Genomic DNA, 18348 nt, shown 5'->3' on the forward strand with positions numbered 1-18348 from the left:
TCCTTGATTTAAAAGGTTACTGATAAGCCCACATTTATTGTTTTATTGAGCGGGTAAACCTGGCTGTTCACCCAGATAGAACCCGGAGCAGTATCCGGCGATTCGGGGTCGAAATCCTTCATTTTGGTGAAGGTTAGCATATTCAGGCCGCTTGCAAATACACGCATAGTTTGTATACCCATACGTTTGCTAATAGAGGACGACAGCGTGTACCCCAACTCGAAGTTCTTCAGCCTAAGGTAATCGCTGCTGCGCACGAAATAGGTATTGTTAGGCATACCATCGGTCATCCAGTAGGCACCACCGCGTTCCCAGGCGCGCGGGTTGGTAGAGCTTGGGTTCTGCGGTGTCCAGCGGTCTTTTATCAGGTTATACATAAAGTTACCTACACCCGGGCCGCCTGAAAACGCCGTGTAAGCACGCTCTGCCCCTGCTGCTCCCTGGAACAGTATGCTGGCATCGAAGTTTTTGTATTGCAGGTTAATGTTAAGCCCGCCTGTAAACGTAGGGATAGATGTTTTTTTGCTGCGCACCTGGTCGAGGCCGTTTATCACACCGTCGTTGTTAACATCCTTAAAAATGATATCGCCGGGGCGGGCACCAGGCCAGTGCGGATAGGCATCAACAGCTGCCTGGTCTTTAAACACGCCCATGGACTGGTAGTATAAATTGGCGTTCATTTGGCTGCCGGTAGAGCGCTGGTAATCGGGTACGCCGGGTGTTTCGTCCCAGTATTGGATGTGGTTTTTAGAGTAAGCGCCGTTTGCCGATACGCTGTACACAAAGTCGCCGGCGCGGTTTTGGTAACCAATTTGCAACTCGAAACCTTTGTTAACCACCTTGCCTATATTTTCCTGCGGAAGGGAAAGCCCTGCCGAGCCCGGTACCGACGCATTGCGGTAAGCCAGGATGTTAGAGCGCAGGTTATAAAAATAATCGCCGCTGATGGTTATTTTACCATCCAGCAATTGGGCATCTAAACCGATGTTGGATTGATTGGCCACCTCCCAGGTAACACCTGCGTTAGGTATGCGTAAGGCGGTAAGCGTTTGCTGTACGGTGCTCTGGTTAAACACATAGGCGCCGTTGTAGCCGTAGGTGGTCATGTATTGGTATGGGCCAATACGGTCGTTACCGGTGCGGCCCCATGACCCGCGCAGCTTAAACTCGTTGATGAATGATAGGTTCTCTTTCCAGAATTTCTCGTTAGAGATACGGTAACCCAACGAAACGCCGGGGAAGAAACCGAACTGCTGGCCATTAGGGTCGAATATGTACGAGCCATCGTAACGCCAAACAAATTCGGCCAGGTACTTAGAATCGTAGGCGTAGCTAACGCGGCCAAAATAATCGAGCCTGCGGGTCACGCCCGAGTTGCCACCATTATCTTTAAGGGCGTTGCTGCCCAAGTCCAGTTCGGGCAGTATATCGCTGGTATAGTTGCGCCTGAACGCCCAGAAATACATATTATCGCCGCTGATGCGCTCGGTGGCGGCCAGCACCTTTAGGTCGTGTTTGCCAAAGGCGCGGTCGTAGTTCAGCAATGCGTTTAAGGTAGTAAGGCCCACTACGTTGCTCGATTGATATACGCGCGGGTCGGTGTTACCGCTTTTGCTGGCCAGTAACAGGGGCTGGTTATTTGCATCATAGGTAACTTTATCCCAGGTATATAAATTCCATGGTTTGCGGAATTGCTTGTATTGCACAAAAGTTTTATCAACCGCGGCGTTACCGGTTAGCGATAGGCCCTGCACCCATGGTATATTGATCACCAACCGCATGTTGCTCTGGAAAACGTAATCGCGCTGGTGGGTGTAACCTGTTTTATCGGTTACCAGTACCACCGGGTTGGCGCCGTACTCAATAGCCGGGCCGGGCAGGCCGTTTGGCCAATAGGCAGGTGTTGTAGGGAAAGCCCTGTTCAAGGCCCAAAAAATGTTCTGCGCTGCATCGGTACTACCGCCGTTATTACCACCGCCTGAGTAATTACGGTTCTCCTGCCTGCCGGTAATATCAAAGCTCAGGCGGATATCTTTTGATACGCGTGCATCTAAATTACTCTGAAAGTTGGTTTGCGAATAATTGATATTACTGTTACGGAACATCCCATCGGTAAAGTTAGAGCCCAGTGATGTGAAGTATTTTACCGCATCCGACCCGCCCGAAAGGGTAAGGTTGCCATAGCGCTGCGGCGAATTACTTTTAATGGTTTCTTTAAACCAATCGGTATTGGGGTGGCCCCATGGGTCGCTGCCGTTGGCATATTTCTCTATATCCTCTGCCGAGTAAGGTAGCGGGCTGCCCGGGTGGTAAGCTTCCGAAATTTCGTTCTGTAATTGTGCATAAAGCGGCGCGTCGGCCATTTTAGGCAATACGGTTGGTGTGTTCCAACCCTGGTTCAAATTAAGCTGAATAGTAGGTTTGCCGCTGGTACCGCGTTTGGTGGTAACCAATATAACACCGTTGGCGGCCTGCGCACCGTAAATAGCTGCCGAGGCATCTTTCAGAACCGTAACCGATTCGATTGTGGAAGGGTCCAAACGCTCCAGGTTACGGTTGGCTATACCATCAATAACCACCAGCGGCGAGTTATCGCCAAGGGTATTGGCACCGCGTATACGCAGGGTAGAGCCATCGTTACCGGGTTCGCCGGTGCGGGTTACGGCAACTAAACCGGGTAAGCGGCCGGCCAGCGAGTTAGACACGTTGCCTGCCGGCGATTTGGCAACCTCCGAACCCTTTACCGAAGCTATGGAACCGGTGAGGGTAGCTTTTTTACGGGTACCGTACCCTACTACTACCACCTCGTTCAGCGAGCCTTGTTTCGCTACCAACTGTACGTCGGCACGGGCGGCGGCTGTTCTTTCTATGGGCTCAAAACCGATGAAGGAATATTGTAATACGGCATCCTGGGGTACGGTGAGCTTATAGCCACCGTTCACATCGGTTACGATGCCGTTAGTGGTGCCTTTTACCTTAACGGTAACACCGGGCAGGGGCTTGCCGGTGGCCTGCTCGGTAACCACACCTGTTACATTGATAGTTTGCTGGGCCTGTGCTTTAAGTATAAACAATAAAGCCAACACCCCTATGCAAACAAAGCGATGAACGCTTTTTAGTAAATATCTTTTCATATATGGGCGAGTTTGTGCAATTGCCTCTTTTGAGGGCATTACTTATTGGGTTAATAATTGTTGTTTGTAGTTCTGCAACCGCGGGCATTAATGCTGCGCAATTGCGGACGTACCGGGTTTATTTTTTACACGGCCCGTTTTTTATGGAGTGTTTTTAGTGCTGTTATTTTTCTCATTGATGAAGGCTTTAAACATCCGGCAGCAGAAAACAACAGATGCATCAAGCGCTTGATCACCGGAAGTATTTTGCAATTGGATGCAGGGGTAAATAATTGGTTATACTGGTAATCATCCTGTGGCAGCTTATTGCAATTTCAACTGCACAGTGATGACGATACGAAAGTATTTGGCGCCGGAAAAACCCTGTTGCACATTTTGACCTTTGATGTAAGCTTTTTGACAGGATATTCACTTTTCCGTGTAACCAACACCCTAAACCAACGGCAATACAAAACCACAAACAATTAATAAACAATAAATTACATTCAAAAATACAAACCTTAGTGTATCAACAACAATCTAAGGCATATTTGGGATAGTATAGGTTGCCAATTAAAACAACAAAGCAAATATTTACTAAAGCCGGGGGAAACGGCTGATATGTTCATTTAAATACAGGCCAGCAACATGCATATCAAATTGCTAAAATCTTTTCTCAATTTCTGCAATCGCGCGGCGTGTAAAACTTGTTCTTTAGCACTAAATTTAGAAGGCCAAATTATAACCTTAGCCCCCTTCCGGTTCTGTTCAGCATCCGCGGGCGCACTAAAGCTTTACAACATTTATTTATTATGGCAACCCAAACAATGGAATATAACGCCGTTGAGAAGATCGATTATTCGTTAACCGGAGCAAGCGCCGAACGCGCGTTAGCCCTTGGGCTGGCCGAGGCCGATTGGTACCAAAGCCCCGTACCACATAAAACTATGCGTAGCCTGCTTGCCCGGCGCGATGGCCCCGCTATCCGCGATACCCTGCTGCTGTTTGCTGTATTGGCGATAACCGCAGTAGCTACCATCTGGCTTTGGGGAACGTACTGGGCCATTATCCCCTACCTCATCTATGCCGTTTTTTATGGCACCAGTTCCGATTCGCGCTGGCACGAATGCGGGCATGGCACCGCCTTTAAAACCGACCGGCTGAATAATCTGGTTTATGAGGTAGCCTCGTTCATGGTGATGCGCGAATCGGTAGTGTGGCGCTGGAGCCATATACGCCACCATAGCGATACCATCATTGTAGGCCGCGACCCCGAGATACAGGTCCCCCGCCCTCCAAATCTGCTGAGCCTTGTATTATCGGTATTTAACATACAGACCTACCAGGCCTATTATAGCGGCTTGATACGCCACGCCTTTGGCAACATGAGCGCCGCCGAGAAAACCTACGTGCCTGATACCGAATACAACCGGGTATACCGCAACGCGCGCATCAGCCTTGGGCTATACGTGTTGTTTATTATTAGCGCCATTGCTTTCCATAGCTGGGTGCCCATATTTTTATTCATCCTGCCGCAATTTTTCGGTACCTGGTTAATGATAGTGCACAACACTACCCAGCATGCGGGCCTTGCCGAGAACGTGCTGGACCATCGCTTAAACTGCCGCACCGTTTACATGAACCCCATTAGCCGGTTTATTTACTGGAACATGAACTATCACGTAGAGCACCACATGTTTCCGTTGGTGCCCTACCATGCTTTGCCTAAATTACATCAGTTGGTTAAGAATGATTGCCCGCCGGTTTACCCCTCTATCCTATCGGCCTGGCGCGAGATACTACCAACGCTATTGCGGCAGCAGAAAGAACCCGGCTACCATGTAAAGCGCGAGTTACCGCTGGCAAGCGAAAGCAGCCGCGGCAATGTTATCGTATCATCCGCCTCAATTGGTAATGAAGGCTGGCTAAAGATAGGCGCAGCCGACCTGTTGGATAATGAAGATGTTCTGCGGTTCGATCATGATAACAAAACATTTGCCGTCTACCGCGATGCCAAAAGCCAGCTATACGCTACCGATGGTATTTGCACCCATGGCAATACACACCTTAGCGAAGGTTTGGTAAAGGGTGGCATTATAGAATGCCCCAAACACAACGGGCGTTTTAACCTGCACGATGGCTCCCCCGCAAGGGCACCTATTTGCCGCGGGCTTGCTACTTATCCCGTAAAAGAGGTTTCGGGCGAATTGTGGTTGAATCTTAAAAATGCGGGTGGCGCTAAGGAAATTGAAAGAGCCTATAAACTGCGCGTTGTATCTAACCAAAACGTAGCCACCTTTATAAAAGAACTGGTTTTGGAACCGATGGAAGACGGGGAGAAAATAAACTTTAGGCCGGGCGACTATATGCAGATAGAAATACCGCAATACGCCGAAATCAACTTCAGCCAGTGGGATATCCCCGCCCCCTACCGGCAGGTTTGGGAGGCGCAGCGGCTATTCGGTTTAAACTGCCAAAACTCGTCGCATATCCGCAGGAATAATTACTCATTGGCAGGCAATTGCAAAACCGACAGGCAGCTTACCTTCAACGTGCGCATAGCTATGCCGCCCCCGGGGCAAGAGTGTTTACCCGGCGTAGGCTCAAGTTATGTTTTTAACCTCAAGCCCGGCGATACGGTAACCGCTTACGGCCCCTACGGCGATTTTCACATTAAGCCTACCGAAAAAGAAATGGTTTATATTGGCGGCGGCGCCGGCATGGCTCCTATACGTGCCCACTTAACACACCTGTTAGACAATAGCGCTTCCGACCGGAAGATCACATATTGGTACGGCGCACGCTCGGGACAGGAACTTTTTTATACCGGCTACTTCCGTCGGTTGGAGGCAGAACACGCTAACTTCCATTTTCAGCCCGCCCTGTCTGATGCATTGGAAACTGAGGAATGGGATGGTTACCGCGGGTTCATCCACGAGGTGGCGCGCGATAATTACCTGAAGTTGCACCACGACCTTAGCCAGGTAGAATTTTACTTGTGTGGCCCGCCAATGATGATAAAAGCCTGCACCAAAATGCTGGCCGGCTTAGGCGTTAAACCCGCACAAATAGCGTACGACGAATTTTAAACTATGGTGTTACGGATGATATCTTTCATAAAGCAATTGATATCGAACTGGTTGGCAATAGGTTCCCCGGTACCGGGCAGCTTTACCATGTAGGGTGGCGGGCCAAATTCGGTGGTGATGGTAAAGGTTTTGTAACCCGCTTGTCGTTTAATATCGATGACCCTCTCCCACCAATTCATAAAAATATCGGTGGCTTGTTGCCACTCGACCACGCGAGGGTCGGGCACTTGCGGGCCCTGGGTGTGCCCTACACGGGCATGCATATGTTCGGCACGGTTCAATGCTTCGTTTACAATATCGGGGCAATGTTCCAGGTAGCTTTCGGTAACGCAAACCCAGTGCGATAGGTCGGCAGTAATTTTCATCCCGGGGCGATGTTTAAATAATTCAGCCGCATTGTAAGGGCTGTAACCCAGCCGCCCCCTGTGCGTTTCGTGCACTACGCGGATGTTGTTCTTTACCGAAAATTCTTCGGCCACGTCTATCACCCGCAATTGGTCGTCTAAACTAAAATAATCCCTGCCCGAATGGGAGTTGATGAGTATGGGGTTGCACTCCATCGAAATATTCAGGTAATATTCGAAAGAACGGCAAAACTCGTTGATGTTGTTGCCCTTCGCCTGGTGCTGATGGCTCACTATGGGTAACTTGTACTGTTCTATCAGCTTAACAAATTCCTTTCGCTCCTGCTCATCCTCCGGCATCCAGGTATCTATACCATCAAAACCTGCATCCTTTATTTTAATAATAAATTCTTCTGCGGGCAGGTGCTCAAAACCCCATTGGGGAGCTAATATTAAAACTTCCATAACAAGCTACTTTTGCCGCAATGTATATAAAATGCATTTACACTTTTTGACCGAAAACTTAAAGGATTTGCTAACTATTACGCAGCTATCCGTTTTTTACCAATATTTGGCATGCAACTCCAATTTATCTAACCAAGTAACCATCCGTTATGCTTTCGCGCTTCAAGTTTTGCCTGTCTATAATATTCGTCATTGCCCTGCTGCCCAAAAACTCGCAGGCGGCTACCGGGAATATCATCCATAACAAAACCAACCATACCATTGCTATAACGGGCGCAGACGGGAGCCTTAAGCTGATAATAGATTACACCAAAGGCTGTGTTGTAAAACAGCTGTTTGTAAAAGGCAAAAACAAGCTATCGCCATTGGGCATATACAGTGGTATTGGCAGCGCCACATCCCTCAATACAGCATCGATACAAGTCTCCGAAAGTAAGAACGCCATTACCATAAGCGGTATAAAATACGGCGATGTTGATTTAACTATAACCGAAACCTGGCTATTTAAACTCAATGGCAATACTGTAGATTGGGTGATAAACAGAAATTACGACAAGAATGCTAAGCCGAATGATATGGCATTCCCCAAATGGAATTTTGCGGACATGAATACCTGGAAGGGCGGTATTATGGATAACGGCGGTATGGTTTGGTGCAAATACCTGAAAGCCGTTGGCGATACCTACGGTGTACATACCGCGGGGGTAACTTTCTGGGATGCATCATCGGGCGATGGTTTGGCTATTAAAGCCAACGCCGGGCAAGGGCAATTCGCAGCATCAAAATATTCGCAGGGGCCAAACGGCGAGTTCACTTTCACCCAGCTTGCCACCACTACGCCCCTGCGGCAACGTTATGATCAGAGCAGGTTCGTATCTCAAAAAACAGATGTATTTGCGCCAGGCCAGGTAAAAAAGGGCGGGATGAGCATGCACCTGTCGTTAAGTTATGTAAACTATTTTGAGAAGTACTCGCGCGGGAACTTACCCGGTATTGATGCCGCCGCCGTACGCGAGCTGCTGAATACCACCGGCAGGTATGGCGTGGTTGATAATAATATTGTGGGGGGCAACGGCTGGACCACCAACTGGAAATGCCTGCACGAGCCATTTTTTGCGCAGGTTGGCATGGCCATAAACGACCCAAATTACACCCGCAACTTCTCGGCAACCCTTAACCAGGAACGCGATGAGGCCATGCTGCCCGACGGCAGGGTACTATCCCGCTGGCATAACGCGGCCGGCGATGAGATACCGGGCACCTACAACCCCAAAACCGGCTATTACGAGGCCATGTGGGGCTACACCATCGATTCGCAAACGGGTTACATCATTAACCTGAGCGAACAATTTGATATCACCGGCGATGTTAACTGGCTTCGCACACATCGCGAAAGCGCAGAGAAAGCGCTTGCGTGGCTCATTAAACGTGATGCGAATGGTAACGGCATTTTCGAGATGATGAACAATAACATTGCCGAGCACAAGGCCAGCGACTGGCTGGATATTGTATGGGCCAGTTATGAAAATGCTTTTGTAAACGCCCAAATGTACGAGGCGCTCACCCTTTGGGCCGAGTGCGAAAGGGTAATGGGCGATTCGCAAAAATCAGGTTACTACAAGTCGGTTGCCCTGAAGCTTAAAACGGCCTTTAATAAACCTGTTGAGGAAGGCGGTTTTTGGTCGGCAGCTAAAAAACAATACGTTTACTGGCGCGATAATGATGGCAGCGTGCATGGCGACAACCTGGTAACGCCCGTTAATTTTGCCGCCATTGCCTTCGGCCTTTGCGACGATCCTAAAAGAATCGAACAAGTGCTCGGTCAGATAGAGCAGCGTACCGTTGCCGAAAACCTTTTCCACTGGCCGCTCTGCTTCGAATCGTTCAAGCGCGAAGAAGTGCAAAGCGGAAACTGGCCCTTCCCTAAATACGAGAATGGCGATATATTCCCGACATGGGGTTATCTGGGCATACGAGCTTACGTGGGTTACGATAAAGCCATAGCTTTGAAGTACATCAACAACATCCTGAAGCAGTACAATAAAGATGGGCTATCGTCGCAACGCTACAGCCGGGTAACACAACTGGGCCAGGGCGATGATATCCTTTCGGGCATATGCACTTCTATTACTGCGCTTTACCGCGATATCTACGGCATCCGCCCAAAATGGAACCGCATGGGTATTGAGCCTAACATGGTGGCTTCGCTTAACGGCACAGCATTTAACTACACGTTACGAGGCACCGAATACCACATCGCCTTAAGCACGAATAATTACCGCATCAGTGCAAAAGGTTTCAATGTTTCGGCAAACGAAGGTTTTGGTGTGGCTAAAAACGGCAACAAACTCACATACTACCACCAAAATAAGGAAGAGCACCGGTTAGAATTGCTATCGAAAAATGGCATTGAAATTAAGCTGAACGTGAACCGTTGGGATAACGATTCGGTTAGCTGGAAAGTCGCCTCGACGGGGCTTTACACCTTTAAACTCACAGGCATGTCGCCCGGGAGGGAATATACAGTTGCTATCAACAATAAAAACCGGGTTATAAAAGCTACAGCCGAAGGTGATTTGCAGTTTAACCACAACGGCCCGGCAATCTTTATAGTGAAATAAGGTATCATCGGGCTGTGCGCAAGGTGCTCAAAAAACAGCCATCACATCAATGCCCAAACCATTCTAAATTGAGCTTAAGGGAAAGTGCCGTGTAGATACTTTAGCGTTGCGTTATAGAAAGATCGGATTAAAATGCGTATTATCACCGCACGCTTAATTTGCTAACCATATACATCTATACCAATGGCTAAATTATACCTGCTCTTGCTGGCTGTGCTATGCGGCTTCCGCACTTCGGCTCAGCAAAAACCTAAAATGTATTTTACCGATACCTCGGCTACCGGCATTATGGTGGCCAAAGACCCGGTGGTGGTAAAATTTAAGGGCCGCTACCTGATGTATTACTCTAAACAGGTTTTCAGGAACAGTGCCGATGGTATGCAGGGATGGAACATTGGTATAGCCGAAAGTAAGGACTTATACAACTGGCACAAAGTTGCCGAAATAAGCCCCGAGGCCGAGTATGAGAAAAAAGGGCTTTGTGCGCCGGGTGCATTGATCAGAGACGGGCAGGTACACCTGTTTTATCAAACTTACGGCAACGGGCCAAAGGATGCTATTTGCCATGCACAATCGGCAGATGGGCTGCATTTTACGCGGGATGCCTCAAACCCTATTTTTTCGCCCAAAGGCGATTGGACCAACGGGCGGGCGATTGATGCCGAGGTATATTTTTACAAGCAACAGTATTTCCTGTACTTCGCCACCCGCGACCCGGCAGGGCAGATACAGAAACAAGGCGTAGCTACCGCCAAAGCCGGCAGCAATTTCGGCCGCGAGGATTGGAAGCAGGCGAGTGATAATTCTATCCTCTACCCGGCTTTAGATTGGGAGGGGCAATGTATAGAAGGTGCCAGTGTTATTAAACGCAACAATAAGCTATACATGTTTTACGCTGGCAGTTACAATAACGTGCCGCAGCAAATAGGCGTAGCCGAAAGTAAGGATGGCATTAGTTGGAAGCGCGTATCAGATAAACCCTTCCTTGCCAACGGCGCACCGGGAAGCTGGAACACCAGCGAATCGGGGCATCCCTGCATTTTTGAGGACGAAGACGGGCAAACTTATTTGTTTTACCAGGGCAATAATGATAAGGGGAAATCGTGGTATCTATCCAACCTGAAAATAGGCTGGACGAAAAAGGGGCCGTACATCCTTCCAAATCAATAGGCAACAATGTTATGCATCTAACCCTATCAAAGTATTTTTGGGGCCTATGTTTCGCCGCTATCGCCTTTTGTTTAGCTGCGGCAAAACCTAACTTGGAGTTAAAGAGGTTTCAAATAACAGGTTATGCGCAGGGCACCACCTACCAGGTAACTTACTATGCCGAAGATAGTGTGGTAACCCAGCAGCAAACCGATAGTTTGTTAAACAGGTTGGATAGTTCGGTATCGCTGTATCGGCCCACATCCCTCATTTGCCAATTTAACCGTTCAGCTACAGGAATAACTATTGATAAGGATTTCATAATGCTGATAAAGAAAGCCCTCGAGATAAACCGCGCTACGGATGGCTTGGTTGATATTACCGTAAAGCCGCTGGTTGATGCCTGGGGCTTTGGTGTAAAAAAGCCTGCAAACTTTCCCGATAGTGCACAGGTAAAGGCCATTCTAAAAAATGTAGGCGGCGATAAGATTTGGCTCACGGGCAGCTTCCTACACAAAAAAACGCCGGGGGTACAAATAGACCTTAACGGTATTGCGCAAGGCTACGCTGCCGACCTGCTTGGCAATTTTTGCGAAAGCCACAATGTTTATAGTTACTTAGCCGAAATAGGCGGCGAACTGCGCATACAGGGCACGAAGCCCGGCAATGAACCCTTTGTAATTGGCATTGAAGCGATAGATGGCGACGATATGCGGCCCGAACCTTTGCGAAAACTCATCACGCCCGGCGACGGGGCCGTTACCACATCGGGCAATTACCGTAAGCATTTGCAGGCCAACGGCAAAACCATATCGCACATCATCGACCCAAAAACAGGCTACCCCACCCAAAACGAAATGATAAGCGTTACCGTTTTGGCGCAGGATGGCATAACGGCCGATGGTTATGATAACGCATTTATTACAATGGGTTTGAAAAAAACGCTTCGGTTTTTGGCGAATAGAACGGATATTGGCGCATATATTATATACAAAAAACCTAACGGCGCGGTTGCAGATACAGTAACCGCCGGTTTTAAAGGTTTAAAAAAATAACAGGATGGATCGCAGGGGATTTGTTAAAAACACAGGTTTAGTAGCGGGCGGGCTTTTAATAAGCAAATTGGATGCTTTTGCCGGCGAAGATACAGGCATTATAAAAATTGGCGTTATTGGCTGCGGCGACAGGGGGAAAGGTATTATAGATATGATAACCCGCTTACCCGAAAAATTTAAAATGATATCGGTTTGCGATGTGTTGGATTTCCGCCTGGCCGAAGCGCAGAGGTATGCAAAAGGCCAAGCCTATAAACAGTTTAAAGACCACCGCCAAATGCTTGACGATAAGGAGCTGGACGCTGTGGTGGTTTCTGTGCCGCTTAATGCGCATTACCAAATTGCTGCTGATGCCCTTAAAGCCAATAAGCACCTATACCTGGAGAAAACCATGACCTACGATATCCCCCAGGCGCTTAACCTGGTGAAACTGGTAAAAAGCCACCCGAAACAGGTTGTACAAGTGGGGCACCAATACCGCTACTCGCCGCTGTATTATAGGGTTAAAGAAATGATCAACAAAGGCTACCTGGGCCAAATAAGCCAGGTAGATTGCCGCTGGGACCGCAATGGCAGCTGGCGCAGGCCGGTGCCCGATGCATCGCTGGAGAGGCAGATCAATTGGCGCATGTATAAAGAATATTCGGGCGGCTTGGTTGCCGAACTACTATCGCACCAAATGGATTTTATTAACTGGGCCTTTGATACGCACCCTTCGGAATTTCAGGCTACCGGGGGCATTGATGTTTACAAAGACGGCCGCGAAACTTACGATAACGTGCAGGTACTGCTGCGCTACCCTGAACAGGGTATGGTGGGCAACTTCGGCGCTACCTGCGGAAACGCACGCGATGGCTACCTGTTTAAAATAAAAGGCACAAAGGGTACTGTATCGTTATTAACCGACCAGGGGATGTTCTACCCCGAAAAAAGCCTGCTGGCAGAAAAAGGAACGGTTGATGGCGTAACCGGCGCCACCCGCATCACTTGGAACAAAGAGGGTGGCACCCCTATCCTGCCCGAACCTACAAAAGATGGTACCTGGTATGCGCTTAACGATTTTTATGATAAAGTAAAATCCGGCCAACTGCCAGATTCTAACATCCATACCGGGGCTAAAACGGCTATATGCGTGCATTTGGCCAACCAGGCGCTGTACAGCAAGGCCGCTGCCTACTGGAAAGATGAGTATAATGTTTAACACCTCCGTGTTTTTTATTCGGAAAGAGGCCAACTCTATGTAAAATAGACTTTATTTATGGAGGGCCGGGGTAACGAAAACAAACTGGAAAAGTATTCGCATTATGTAGTGCTACCACATTTTTTTGGAGGATGAAGAGTTAGCATTAAAGGTGATTAACAAGATACCTAAGGATAAGCTTATCCTGCTTGATAAAATTTCCTGCGGGGTATTTGGTGAATTTGGAGCATCGTTATAAACCAATTGAACTCGATATAAAACATGAATATAAGGCCATTTTTACTCACCCTTACTTTACTATGTTCTGCACTGTGCAGTGTTGCACAGCAAAGCCTGCCACTATATCCCGAGGGGCAAATACCTTTTGCCAAACCGGGTGCCGAAATACCAAAATTAACCGTTTACGCGCCTGCCAAAGCTAATGGCAAAGCGGTGATCGTATGCTCGGGCGGCTCGTACGTTGGCCGGGCTAATGATGTAGAAGGTATACCTGCCTGTAAAAAACTGATAGCTGCCGGCATAACTGCCTTTTTGCTGGATTACCGCGTGCCTGATCCTGCAAAAATGGACCACAAAGAGCTGGTGCCGCTTACCGATGCACAGCGCGCCATACAATACGTGCGCGAAAATGCCGCCAAGTACCACATCGACCCGCAGCAGTTGGGCATTATGGGTTTTTCGGCAGGCGGGCATTTGGTATCTACCGTGGGTGCGCATTTTAATAAAACCGAATTATCAAATCCTAAAAACACCAGCCTTCGCCCCAACTTTTTGGTGCTAATATACCCGGTGATCAGCTTTGCCGATTCGCTTACGCACCAAACATCGCGCGAACGGCTCATAGGGCCGGATATAACGCCCGAAAGAATTACCTATTACTCTAACGAACTGCAGGTTACCGATGATACGCCACCAACCTACATTACCCATGGTATGGATGATAGCGGCGTAAAGGTGGCCAACAGCCTGTACTTTGCTGCGGCCCTTAAACAGCACCACGTGCCGGTAGAACTTTTCCTGTACGCCAAAGGCGAACATGGTTACGGCGCTTACAATAAGGCAGCCCAAACGCAATGGATAGACGATTGCATCAACTGGATATTGAAAGATCGCTGGAAGCAGAACTAAAACACAAAAATTTCATACAGTACGGAAACGCCAAGGCTTTCAATCAGCCATCACGGAAAGGGCATTGGCAACAATTCTCTATCTTAAACTATTGTATCCTGTTCATTTTAAACGAACAAAAACCTAATGAAACACCTTGCCATTTTCAGAATATTTATAAGCGTCTCCCTTCTTCTTTGCAGCGCCCCGCTAATGGCACAAATGCGATTGCCTAATGTGATCAGCGCTAACATGATATTGCAGCGTAACGCGCAGGTGCCTGTTTGGGGATGGGCCGCGCCGGGGCAACAGGTGCGCGTGGCATTTGCCGGGCAGGTAAAAACCGTCGTTGCCGCTGCCGATAGTGCGTGGCATGTAAAACTGGCAACAGGTAATGCGAATAGCAAACCGCAAGTATTGAGCATTACAGCCGGTAAGGAGACAAAGCAACTGGAGAATATCCTTATTGGCGATGTGTGGCTGTGCTCGGGCCAATCTAACATGAACTACGCCATGGACCGCACCATCAATAATTTTGCTGCTCCTGCTAAAGGTGCCGATTCTGCCGCGTTGGCCATGAAAGAACCACACCCCGGCATCCGCATCATGAAGGTAGAAATGCAGTACGATACGCCCGATGTGCCTTCTACGGGCTGGCATGAGGCAAAGGGCAGAATATTCGAGCGCTCATCGGTTGTGGCTTTCTATTTTGCCAAACAGCTGCAGGCAAAGTTGCATATACCCATTGGCATTATCACCTCAGCCTGGGATGGTAGCCGCATAGAGCCATGGACACCACCTATAGCCTACAAAAACATTCCCGCTTTTGAAGAGGATATTAAAAAGAATAGTACCGCCATGGATAAGGAAAAAGAGGGCCGAATGTATAACAGCATGATCAAACCACTGGGGCAGTTCGGCCTAAAGGGTATTATTTGGTACCAGGGCGAATCGAACTGTATGATAGAGGAGCAGGATATGCGTTACGCCTACAAAATGCAGGCGATGGTGGCCAGCTGGCGCAAACAGTTTGGGGCTCAACTACCGTTCTATTACACATTGATAGCACCTTATATCTACACCGAATGGCGCAACGGCATACCGCACACCATAGAAACGCTGCCTAAGTTTTGGGAGCAACAGGTAGCCGCCGCGCAAATACCCGGTACCGCCTTTGTTACCACTACCGACCTGGTGGATGTTATTACCGATATACACCCATCGTACAAATGGGTGGTGGGCCGACGCCTGGCAAATCTTGCACTATCAAAAACCTATCGCCAAAAGGGCATCCCCTACCTGGAGCCAACCTACGCCCATAAAAAGATAGAAGGCGATAAGCTTGTACTCTACTTTAAAAACGCCAACGGCTTAAAAACCCGCGACGGAAAATCACCCGACTTTTTTGAGATAGCCGGTGCCGATGGCAAATACCTGTCCGCACAAGCCACCATAAAAGGCAATACCCTTGTATTACAAAATGCAGATATAAAAGCCCCGACAGAGGCCCGCTTTGCCTGGACACAATTTGCCATGCCCAATTTGGTGAATGGTGATGATCTGCCCATGGTGCCTTTCCGCACCAATGCTGTAAAATGGGAATACATCCCTTAATGTAAAAACTAACCGCCTTCCGGCAAAATTAGAAACAATGCAAAAACCGTCCTGAATACGCCTTCAGGGCGATTTTTGTTTCAATGCCGTCCGGTCTCAATAATTTTTTTCATCAAAATTTCTTTTTGTAAAAAAATAAGTGTTATTTCAACACTCAATTATAAACTAAACAATGACTAAACAATATGTGATCGGGGTCGACTACGGTACCGACTCTGTGCGCTCGGTTCTGGTTGATGCCGCCAACGGGCAGGAAATTGCCTCTTCTGTTTTTAATTATCCGCGCTGGCGCAAGGGCCTTTACTGCAAACCCGCCGAAAACCAATTCCGCCAGCACCCTTTGGACTATGTGGAAGGGCTGGAAAATACCATCAAGGATTGCATCCGCAAGGCAGGTGGCGAGGCAATTGCCCCATTTGTTAAAGGTATATCGGTAGATACTACCGGCTCTACTCCTGTTGCTGTTGATGCCACGGGTACGCCATTGGCCTTAACCCCCGCTTTTGCCCAAAACCCGAATGCGATGTTCGTGCTGTGGAAAGACCATACCGGCATTGGCGAAGCAGAAGAAATAAATGCCCATGCCCAAAAGTTCGATACCAACTACCTGAAATATGTAGGCGGTATTTATTCATCCGAATGGTTTTGGGCGAAGCTGCTGCATGTGCTAAGGATTGACAGCGAAGTAGCTGCAGCATTACACTCCTGGGTGGAGCATTGCGATTGGGTGCCCTTCCTGCTGACAGGCGGAACCAAAGCTGAAGATATTAAACGCGGACGCTGCTCGGCGGGGCATAAAGCGCTTTGGGCCGAAGAATTTGACGGACTACCTCCCGATGAGTTTTTCAGTTCGCTTGATCCGCTTCTGACAGGTATCACCAATAAACTTTATACCGATACCTACACGGCCGATGTTGCCGCAGGCAATTTAAGCGCGGAATGGGCACAGCGCCTCGGCTTGTCGACAAATGTAATGGTAGGCACCGGTGCTTTTGATGCGCACATGGGTGCCGTGGGCGGTCAAATAGAACCGTATTACCTCAGCAAAGTAATGGGTACATCTACCTGCGATATTTTGGTAGCGCCCAACGCCGAACTGGAAGGCACACTGGTAAAAGGCATTTGCGGTCAAGTGAACGGTTCGGTAATACCCGGCATGGCCGGCTTAGAGGCCGGGCAATCGGCCTTTGGCGATACTTACGCCTGGTTTAAAAATCTGTTGAGCTGGCCGATGAATAACCTGTTATCGCAGTCTACGCTGATTGACAGCATCACTGCCGAAGCTTTAAGAGAAGAACTTGCCGACCTTATTATACCTGAACTAAGCCGCCAAGCCGCCCTGTTACCTGTAGACGAAAATACCGAACTGGCCATCGACTGGTTCAACGGCCGCCGCACACCCGATGCCAACCAGGCATTAAAGGGAGCCATTAGCGGTTTGAATTTAGGTAGCGATGCACCGCGTGTGTTCCGCGCACTGGCCGAGGCCACCTGCTTTGGAGCCAAGAGTATTGTAGAACGCTTTATCAGCGAGGGCATACCGGTTAAGGGAATCATCGGCATTGGCGGGGTGGCCAAAAAATCGCCATACATTATGCAAATGATGGCCGATGTTTTGGGCATGCCCATCCGCATACACCAATTTACGCATACTTGTGCTTTGGGTGCTGCCATGTTTGCGGCGGTTGTTGCGGGCATTTACCCCAATGTAGAGGCGGCCATGCAGTCCATGGGTGGCGGCTTTGATGTAAGCTACGAACCAAATCCTGCTCTTGCTGAAGTTTACCAAAAGCGCTACAGCCAATACCAAACGCTGGGGGGCTTCATCGCGCAGCAAACTGCCTTAAAAACAAAAACCGAAAAGCAACCCGCATGAGCCAGTATCAACATATAAAACAACAAGCTTACGATGCCAACATGCAGCTGCCCAAACTGGGCTTAGTGCTGTTTACCTTTGGCAACGTAAGCGCTGCCGACCGCTATTTGGGCGTATTTGCCATAAAACCAAGCGGCGTGCCGTATGACGAACTAACGCCTGAAAAAATGGTGATAGTCGACTTTGATGGCAACACCGTAGAGGGCGAGCACCGCCCTTCGTCGGACACACAAACGCATGCGGTGTTGTATAAGCACTGGCCAAACATTGGCGGTATTGTGCACACGCATTCCACTTTTGCTACGGCATGGGCACAATCGCAACGTTGCATACCCATCTTCGGCACCACACATGCCGACCACCTCACCTGCGATATCCCCTGCTGCCCGCCTATGCACGATGATAAGATAAAAGGCAATTACGAATACGAAACGGGTTTCCAGATCATTAACCACTTTGAAGAATTAGGGCTGAGTTACGAGGAAGTAGAGATGGTTTTAGTGGGCAACCACGCCCCTTTCACCTGGGCAAAAACGCCTGAAAAGGCCGTGTACAATAGCGCCGTGTTAGAGAACGTCGCCCACATGGCCTACCTCACCGAACAAATAAATGCCAACGCGCCAAGGCTGAAAGAAGCACTGGTGAAAAAGCATTTTGAAAGGAAGCACGGACCGGATTCTTATTATGGGCAGGCTTAGTTCAATGGTTCATTAG

11 protein-coding genes are annotated in these 18348 nt (G+C 48.8%); 9 read left to right on the top strand and 2 right to left on the bottom strand.

What is annotated here, in order from left to right; genetic code table 11:
• Nucleotides 1-8: 8 nt before the first annotated feature.
• Nucleotides 9-3134 carry a SusC/RagA family TonB-linked outer membrane protein gene (locus BC343_RS28260; RefSeq protein WP_202909881.1) on the bottom strand — a complete coding sequence of 1042 codons (3126 nt, stop codon included), beginning with the start codon at nucleotides 3132-3134 and terminating at the stop codon, nucleotides 9-11.
• 791 nt (nucleotides 3135-3925) lie between these two features.
• On the opposite strand from BC343_RS28260, the gene nqrF reads away from it, so the two are divergent.
• A complete protein-coding gene (gene nqrF / locus BC343_RS28270; RefSeq protein ID WP_078351174.1) occupies nucleotides 3926-6202 on the top strand; it encodes an NADH:ubiquinone reductase (Na(+)-transporting) subunit F in 2277 nt (758 codons plus the stop codon).
• Here the strand turns inward: nqrF and BC343_RS28275 are convergent.
• Nucleotides 6199-7011 (bottom strand): sugar phosphate isomerase/epimerase family protein, encoded by an 813-nt coding sequence (locus BC343_RS28275; protein WP_078351175.1) that lies wholly within the window; start codon nucleotides 7009-7011, stop codon nucleotides 6199-6201. The genes nqrF and BC343_RS28275 overlap by 4 nt on opposite strands.
• Before the next feature lie 149 nt (nucleotides 7012-7160).
• Here BC343_RS28275 and BC343_RS28280 point away from each other — a divergent pair, with 149 nt between their 5' ends.
• The 8 genes from BC343_RS28280 to BC343_RS28315 all read left to right on the top strand — a co-directional run bounded on the left by BC343_RS28280 (nucleotide 7161) and on the right by BC343_RS28315 (nucleotide 18332).
• Nucleotides 7161-9632: a glucosidase family protein gene (locus BC343_RS28280; RefSeq protein WP_078351176.1), complete on the top strand. Its 2472-nt coding sequence runs from the start codon at nucleotides 7161-7163 to the stop codon at nucleotides 9630-9632.
• 183 nt (nucleotides 9633-9815) lie between these two features.
• A complete protein-coding gene (locus tag BC343_RS28285; RefSeq protein ID WP_078351177.1) occupies nucleotides 9816-10802 on the top strand; it encodes a family 43 glycosylhydrolase in 987 nt (328 codons plus the stop codon).
• Nucleotides 10803-10894: 92 nt separating this feature from the next.
• Nucleotides 10895-11836: an FAD:protein FMN transferase gene (locus BC343_RS28290; RefSeq protein WP_238381891.1), complete on the top strand. Its 942-nt coding sequence runs from the start codon at nucleotides 10895-10897 to the stop codon at nucleotides 11834-11836.
• Nucleotides 11837-11840: 4 nt separating this feature from the next.
• On the top strand, nucleotides 11841-13037 hold the full coding sequence (locus tag BC343_RS28295) for a Gfo/Idh/MocA family protein (RefSeq protein ID WP_078351179.1): 1197 nt from the start codon (nucleotides 11841-11843) through the stop codon (nucleotides 13035-13037).
• Between the two features lie 261 nt (nucleotides 13038-13298).
• Complete coding sequence (locus tag BC343_RS28300) at nucleotides 13299-14165, top strand: alpha/beta hydrolase (protein WP_143822392.1); 867 nt, start codon at nucleotides 13299-13301, stop codon at nucleotides 14163-14165.
• Between the two features lie 201 nt (nucleotides 14166-14366).
• Nucleotides 14367-15758 carry a sialate O-acetylesterase gene (locus tag BC343_RS28305; protein ID WP_162276965.1) on the top strand — a complete coding sequence of 464 codons (1392 nt, stop codon included), beginning with the start codon at nucleotides 14367-14369 and terminating at the stop codon, nucleotides 15756-15758.
• Between the two features lie 172 nt (nucleotides 15759-15930).
• Nucleotides 15931-17634, top strand: a complete 1704-nt coding sequence (locus tag BC343_RS28310; RefSeq protein ID WP_078351181.1) for a ribulokinase — start codon at nucleotides 15931-15933, stop codon at nucleotides 17632-17634.
• Nucleotides 17631-18332 carry an L-ribulose-5-phosphate 4-epimerase gene (locus tag BC343_RS28315; RefSeq protein WP_078351182.1) on the top strand — a complete coding sequence of 234 codons (702 nt, stop codon included), beginning with the start codon at nucleotides 17631-17633 and terminating at the stop codon, nucleotides 18330-18332. The genes BC343_RS28310 and BC343_RS28315 overlap by 4 nt, the downstream gene beginning before the upstream one ends.
• Nucleotides 18333-18348 lie beyond the last annotated feature (16 nt).

It is taken from the genome of Mucilaginibacter pedocola (assembly GCF_002013915.1).
Classification (GTDB): Bacteria; Bacteroidota; Bacteroidia; order Sphingobacteriales; family Sphingobacteriaceae; genus Mucilaginibacter; species Mucilaginibacter pedocola.

Coding starts and splice junctions, on each gene's coding strand:
- BC343_RS28260 (WP_202909881.1), bottom strand. CDS start 3,134: ATGAAAAGATATTTACTAAAAAGCGTTCATCGCTTTGTTTGCATAGGG.
- nqrF (WP_078351174.1), top strand. CDS start 3,926: ATGGCAACCCAAACAATGGAATATAACGCCGTTGAGAAGATCGATTAT.
- BC343_RS28275 (WP_078351175.1), bottom strand. CDS start 7,011: ATGGAAGTTTTAATATTAGCTCCCCAATGGGGTTTTGAGCACCTGCCC.
- BC343_RS28280 (WP_078351176.1), top strand. CDS start 7,161: ATGCTTTCGCGCTTCAAGTTTTGCCTGTCTATAATATTCGTCATTGCC.
- BC343_RS28285 (WP_078351177.1), top strand. CDS start 9,816: ATGGCTAAATTATACCTGCTCTTGCTGGCTGTGCTATGCGGCTTCCGC.
- BC343_RS28295 (WP_078351179.1), top strand. CDS start 11,841: ATGGATCGCAGGGGATTTGTTAAAAACACAGGTTTAGTAGCGGGCGGG.
- BC343_RS28300 (WP_143822392.1), top strand. CDS start 13,299: ATGAATATAAGGCCATTTTTACTCACCCTTACTTTACTATGTTCTGCA.
- BC343_RS28305 (WP_162276965.1), top strand. CDS start 14,367: ATGCGATTGCCTAATGTGATCAGCGCTAACATGATATTGCAGCGTAAC.
- BC343_RS28310 (WP_078351181.1), top strand. CDS start 15,931: ATGACTAAACAATATGTGATCGGGGTCGACTACGGTACCGACTCTGTG.
- BC343_RS28315 (WP_078351182.1), top strand. CDS start 17,631: ATGAGCCAGTATCAACATATAAAACAACAAGCTTACGATGCCAACATG.